Annotated in this window: 5 protein-coding genes; 2 read left to right on the top strand and 3 right to left on the bottom strand. The window is 59.3% G+C overall.

Annotated elements, in window-relative coordinates:
• The first annotated feature begins 38 nt into the window (after positions 1 to 38).
• Together D8V06_RS11910 and D8V06_RS11905 are read left to right on the top strand one after the other, a co-directional pair.
• Positions 39 to 284, top strand: coding sequence for a TIGR02647 family protein (locus tag D8V06_RS11910; RefSeq protein ID WP_056854120.1), 246 nt, complete (start codon positions 39 to 41; stop codon positions 282 to 284).
• Positions 285 to 487: 203 nt separating this feature from the next.
• The gene (locus D8V06_RS11905; protein ID WP_130931015.1) at positions 488 to 3,334 is read left to right on the top strand and encodes a class I adenylate cyclase; all 2,847 of its coding nucleotides are present in this window, start codon (positions 488 to 490) and stop codon (positions 3,332 to 3,334) included.
• Between the two features lie 7 nt (positions 3,335 to 3,341).
• Here D8V06_RS11905 and rnk read toward each other — a convergent pair whose 3' ends face one another.
• From rnk to cyaY, 3 genes are all read right to left on the bottom strand, one after another.
• A complete protein-coding gene (rnk, locus tag D8V06_RS11900; RefSeq protein ID WP_056854122.1) occupies positions 3,342 to 3,752 on the bottom strand; it encodes a nucleoside diphosphate kinase regulator in 411 nt (136 codons plus the stop codon).
• 255 nt (positions 3,753 to 4,007) lie between these two features.
• Positions 4,008 to 4,226: a DUF1289 domain-containing protein gene (locus D8V06_RS11890; RefSeq protein ID WP_082557569.1), complete on the bottom strand. Its 219-nt coding sequence runs from the start codon at positions 4,224 to 4,226 to the stop codon at positions 4,008 to 4,010.
• A gap of 4 nt (positions 4,227 to 4,230) precedes the next feature.
• Positions 4,231 to 4,563, bottom strand: a complete 333-nt coding sequence (gene cyaY / locus D8V06_RS11885) for an iron donor protein CyaY (protein WP_056854123.1) — start codon at positions 4,561 to 4,563, stop codon at positions 4,231 to 4,233.
• Positions 4,564 to 4,869 lie beyond the last annotated feature (306 nt).

Genomic DNA, 4,869 nt, shown 5'->3' with positions numbered 1-4,869 from the left:
GGCGCTGTCGTCCAATTCCTAGAAAGTCTGGAGTCCTTATGTCGCTTACCCCTGAGTTGGTTGCCGAACTGGAAGTCCTCGCACTCTTCAACCTGGACAGTTCCCAGGAAGGTTTGAAAATTCATCAGACCGCTGCCCCGAAACACATTGCCGCTGCCAAACGCCTGCATGAAAAAGAACTGATCGACCAGCCCGATGGCGGTTATCTGACCAGCCTGGGCCGTGATGCCGCTCAAAGCGTACAAACAGTCCTGACCATTCTGAGCGTCCAGGAAACAGCCTGAATCGCCCCTTCGCCCACGGAAACCCCTGCCATGGGATTTCCGCGGGCCAGCCGGGTTGCCCGTTTCTGCCGAGCGCTGTCGCCAGGCGATAGAAATCTGACGTCAAAAAACAAATTCAGCTTAAAAATCCCGTGGCCGAGGCGCTAAACTGCCCCTCACCCGAGAGCCCCACACCCGAGCCCCGCGAGCCGGTTTGAGCTGACATGACCCGCACCCATGAAATCCGCCCCGATCTGGAAGAGGGAATCGACCGAAAGGTTCTCAGCCAGCTGCGCGCACGTTTTCTGAAGCTCAATGACGGCCGCCTGGCCCGTGCCATAGAAGGCTTGTCCACTCGCCAGCAATTGGTATTGAGCCTCTTGCCGTTGTTCTTCCACGTCAATCATCCACTGTTGCCAGGCTACGTTTCCGGCAACACGCCGGCCGGCGTGTCGAATTACGAGCCGGACACCCACGTCCTGGCCGAAGCCCAGCGCCTGACCCGATCGTTTTCCTACAAGCCGCGCCACGGCAGCAATCCGCCCAGGCCGATTCACGGATTGTTTCTGATGGGCAGCCTCGGCACGCTGGCCCAGGCGGATCAGAGTGATATGGACGTGTGGGTGTGTCACAGCCCGGACTTGACCGAAAACGAACTCATTGAGCTGCGCAAGAAGTGCCAGCTGCTTGAAGCCTGGGCGGCGAGCCAGGGTGCGGAGGCGCATTTTTTTCTGATTGATCCGGTTCGTTTCGTTCGCGGCGAGCGCGATACACAGCTGAGTTCGGAAGACTGCGGCACCACCCAGCACTATCTGCTGCTCGACGAGTTCTATCGCACTGCCATCTGGTTGGCAGGGCGCACACCGATCTGGTGGCTGGTGCCGGTCTACGAAGAGGCGAGTTACGACCGCTACACTCACACGCTGCTCTCCAAGCGCTTCATCCGCGCCGACGAAAGCCTGGACTTGGGGCATCTGGCCTTTATTCCACCCGGCGAGTTTGTTGGCGCCGGCCTGTGGCAGCTGTTCAAGGGCATCGAGTCGCCGTACAAATCGGTGCTCAAGCTGCTGCTGACCGAGGTTTACGCCAGCGAACACCCCAGGGTCCAGTGCCTGAGCCTGCGCTTCAAGCAAGCGGTGTTCGCCAATCAGCTCGATCTCGATGAGCTGGATCCATATGTCGTGGTTTACCGGCGCATCGAAGAATATCTCGTCGCCCGAAATGAACCGGAACGCCTGGAACTGGTGCGTCGCGCGCTGTACCTGAAGGTCAACCGCAAACTGACCGGCAGCGGCGGCCGCACCCAGGGCTGGCAACGCTCGCTGCTTGAACGCCTGGCCCATGAATGGAAGTGGGACCAGCGACAACTGGCGCTGCTCGACAGCCGCAGCCAGTGGAAAGTCAGGCAAGTTGGATCGGAGCGCCGCGCCCTGGTCAACGAACTGAACTACAGCTACCGCTTCCTGACCCAGTTCGCCCGCAACGAACAAACCGTCAGCCTGATCAACAAACGCGACTTGAGCGTGCTCGGCCGTCGTCTCTACGCGGCGTTCGAGCGCAAGGCCGACAAGGTCGAGTTCATCAATCCGGGCATTGCCCCCGACCTGGCCGAAGACACCCTGACGCTGGTGCACTCGCCCGACAAGAAAGAATCCGGACAAAGCCAATGGGGCTTGTACAACGGCAGCCTCAATGCCCTCGAATGGGAGCATTTCGCGCCGATCAAGCGCAGCCGCCATCTGCTTGAATTGCTCACTTGGTGCCACCGCAACGGCGTGATCGACAGCAGTACGCGCCTCGCCTTGCACCCCGGCAGCAGCGATATGAGCGAATTCGAACTGTTCAATCTGCTTGGCAGCCTGCAACAAAGCATTCCCTTGCCGCTGCCAACCGTTGCCGAAGAGCCTTTGCTGCGCGCCAGCGTGCCCAGCGAAGTGCTGATTCTGGTGAACGTCGGGGTCGATCCGCTCAAGCATCACCGCGACTTGAACATCCTGATGACTACCGAGCGCACCGACTCACTGAGCTATGCAGGGGTCCGCGAAAATCTGGTGTTGACCCTTGACCAAGTCACGCTCAATAGCTGGAACGAAGTACTGGTCAATCGTTACGACGGCCCGCACGCCCTGCTCGATTGCCTGCGCGATTACCTCAACAACCTGCCGCATGGTCCGTTGCAGCCAACGTTGCGCGTACGTTGTTTTTGCCATAACCGCGCGCAATTCATTGCCCAGCGCGTCGAGGACATTCTCGACACCGCGCAGAACTTGCTGCTCAGCCAACTCAATTTGCGCTACCTGATCCAGGTCCAGCAGCATTACCACGTTCTGGAGCTGGTGCCTGGCAAGGTTAAACATGCCGCCCTCACATCGATGCCGGCCCTGTTCGAATACCTGGCACAGGAGCAATCCGGTTACAGCCCGCTGCAGCTGGACCCGATGGCGCTGCAAGACCATGATCTGTCACTGCTGCTGCCCATGGGCCAGCCTGACAGCATTCAGGTGTTCTACCGGGTGAATGAAGGCTTGGCTGATCTGTACGTCCTCGATGAATTCAATGCCATGTGGCATCAGCGGTTGCCCTGGCATGACGAGCAGAGCCTGCTGGTGCCCTTGCAACGGTTTTTGCTGTCGATCCAGTACCGGCGCGACGCTGCACTGCCGATGGATTCGGCGCAACCGAAGAACCCGGACATCCTTTACTTCCAACTCTTGCCCCACGGCCAGGGTCGGGCGCGCCGGGTCGAAGCCCGGCCAGCACCGCAAACCCCGGCCAACAAACCGTTCTATGACGTACAGGCGATCGTCGGCAAAGCCGCACCGGGCGAGGTGCAGGTCACGCTGTATTGCAATCAACGGGAGTTTTCAGAGCTGGAATACGGCGACCAACTGTTCAGCGTGGTCGCCCGGGAAATCGTCGAGCAGCGCCGCGAGAGCGAACGGTACCGTTGCTACATCACCGACCTGGATCTGTCGGGCCTGCTCGGTGATGGTCACGGCTCAAGCAATCTTTATTTGCGCTACAAGGCCGACCTGGAGCGTGCATTGAACGCCGCGCTCGAGCAGGTCTGAGACGCGATCAGATGTTGTAATCGCCACCGTTGGCCGGTTGCGATTCGACTTCCAGCAAGGTCAGCTTCAATGTCTTGCCGCCCGGTGCCGGCCAGTCGATATGTTGACCGACCTTCAACCCCAGCAGCGCACTGCCGACCGGCGCCAGGATAGAGATTTTGCCTTCGTCGGCATTGGCATCCTTCGGGTACACCAAGGTGAGGTGGTAATCCTTGCCACTGCTTTCTTCGCGGCAGTGCACACGGGAGTTCATGGTCACGACATCGGCGGGCACTTCATCGTGGCCGACCACGGTATCGGCGCGATCCAGTTCGGTTTGCAACGCGATAACGCCCGGCAGCGTGTCATCCAGGCTGTCGATCAGACGCTCCAGACGCTGAACGTCCAGACGGGTAAGGGTGATGGAAGGTGCGGTCATGATCAGGGCAGACTCCTTTCTTCTGCACGAAAAAAGCAAAACCCCGCCAGAAGAAGGCGGGGTTTTCACGAGCCTCGATGGGTTGAGGCGTACCCGGACACTATCACAGCTCAAAAAATATACAAGCTGGGCGATCCGGCTTCCGTGCGGTCCATTGTGGCGAGGGAGCTTGCTCCCGCTGGGCGCAAAGCGCCCCCAAAAGCGTGCGGCTGCTTCGCAACCGAGCGGGAGCAAGCTCCCTCGCCACAACAGCCTTTATCCCGAGGATTTGCGGTGAGCAGCCTCGGCGCAAATCACCCGCCGGCGCTGATCATCCGCCGAGCGCCATTCACGGATGTCTTCGACATGGCGAAAGCAGCCCAGGCAGACTTTTTGCTCATCCAGACGGCACACACCGCTGCACGGCGACGGCACCGCTGGGCTGACATTGCTGTAGAGCGGCTTTGGCGGACGGACGGGCGCTGGCTGTGTCACGCGTTTACAGACCTTCGAAATCGAGTTCGACGTCTGCCTGCGCCTTGACGATGCGCTCAAGCATTTCACCCAGTTGCTCCTCGCTCTTGTCGCACATCCAGCGCTCGCTCTCTTCGTCGTAGTCGAAGTGGAAACCACCGGAAACAGCCGCCAGCCACAACTGACGCAGCGGCTCCTGGCGGCTGAAGATCAGCTGAGTGCCATTCTCGAACTTGACGGTCAGCACACCGGCCGAGCTCTCCAGATCGATATCCAGATCGCTTTCGTCAAAGATGTCTTCCAGCTTTTCCTGGGTTTCATCGACCAGATCGTGAAAACGGGCTTCGGACAAACTCATTGCGGCAACCTCAAAAATTGTCTGATCAAGCTCAAGCGCCGCAAGATACGGGCGAGCCCTGTCGATTGCAAAGGATAACGACCAAGCGATGCCATAGGTCCATCAAACACTGTTCCTGTGGGAGCAAGCTCCCTCGCCACACAAGCCCTCTCCCACAATGCATTCACACGACTTGCCTGCATCAAGCCAAGCCCCGCCGGACGGGAGCCCCCTCGCATAGGCAAGCTGCCGGGTGGCCGGTATACTCCGGCGCAATTAATGCATTTTCAAGGATTTCGCCATGAAGCGCCTGATCTCTTCCCTTGC

The organism is Pseudomonas sp. Sample_24, from assembly GCF_004307605.1.
GTDB lineage: Bacteria > Pseudomonadota > Gammaproteobacteria > Pseudomonadales > Pseudomonadaceae > Aquipseudomonas.
The sequence above is the reverse complement of the archived record's forward strand: the minus strand, read 5'-3'. Positions and strand labels throughout refer to the sequence as shown.

Bases quoted from the DNA above. Each gene is read 5' to 3' on its own strand.
- D8V06_RS11910 (WP_056854120.1), top strand. From the start codon at position 39: ATGTCGCTTACCCCTGAGTTGGTTGCCGAACTGGAAGTCCTCGCACTC.
- D8V06_RS11905 (WP_130931015.1), top strand. From the start codon at position 488: ATGACCCGCACCCATGAAATCCGCCCCGATCTGGAAGAGGGAATCGAC.
- rnk (WP_056854122.1), bottom strand. From the start codon at position 3,752: ATGACCGCACCTTCCATCACCCTTACCCGTCTGGACGTTCAGCGTCTG.
- cyaY (WP_056854123.1), bottom strand. From the start codon at position 4,563: ATGAGTTTGTCCGAAGCCCGTTTTCACGATCTGGTCGATGAAACCCAG.